Raw genomic sequence first — 600 nt, 5'->3', positions numbered from 1 at the left:
GATCGCGCTCCATCAACGGCGCCAGACGTCGGCGAATCCCCAGGTTGATCCGGGCCCGCTGATCGGCGGCGTAGTAATTCCACAGGTAGTCACGCTCCTTGTCGGTCACCATCTCCAGGGTCAGCTCGTCGTGGTTGCGCAAGAAGATCGCCCACTGACAATTCGCCGGGATCTCCGGGGTCTGGCGCAGGATATCGGTGATCGGAAAACGGTCTTCCTGGGCCAGCGCCATGTACATGCGCGGCATCAGCGGAAAGTGAAAGGCCATGTGGCATTCGTCGCCGTTGATGCCATCGGAGTCGCCGAAATACTGCTGGGTGTCTTCCGGCCATTGATTGGCCTCGGCCAGCAGCATGCGGTCAGGGTAGTTGGCATCAATCTCGGCGCGGATCTGTTTAAGAATCTGGTGGGTTTCCGGCAGGTTTTCGTTATTGGTGCCATCGCGCTCGACCAGATAGGGAATGGCGTCCAGGCGCAGGCCATCGATGCCCATGTCCAGCCAATAGCGCATCACGGACAGCACTTCTTTCATGACTTGCGGATTATCGAAGTTCAGATCCGGCTGGTGGGAATAAAACCGGTGCCAGAAATATTGGCCCG

The 600-nt window shown here is 58.3% G+C and carries 1 protein-coding gene; it reads right to left on the bottom strand.

The genetic code is table 11. The features are described from left to right. Positions 1-600 (bottom strand): alpha-amylase family glycosyl hydrolase (locus TU76_RS24190; RefSeq protein ID WP_048352684.1); only part of this gene is annotated, 600 nt, incomplete at both ends.

Origin of the sequence: Pseudomonas psychrophila, from assembly GCF_001043005.1 — a bacterium.
Classification (GTDB): Bacteria; Pseudomonadota; Gammaproteobacteria; order Pseudomonadales; family Pseudomonadaceae; genus Aquipseudomonas; species Aquipseudomonas psychrophila.
This window is presented reverse-complemented; position numbering and strand designations above follow the sequence as displayed.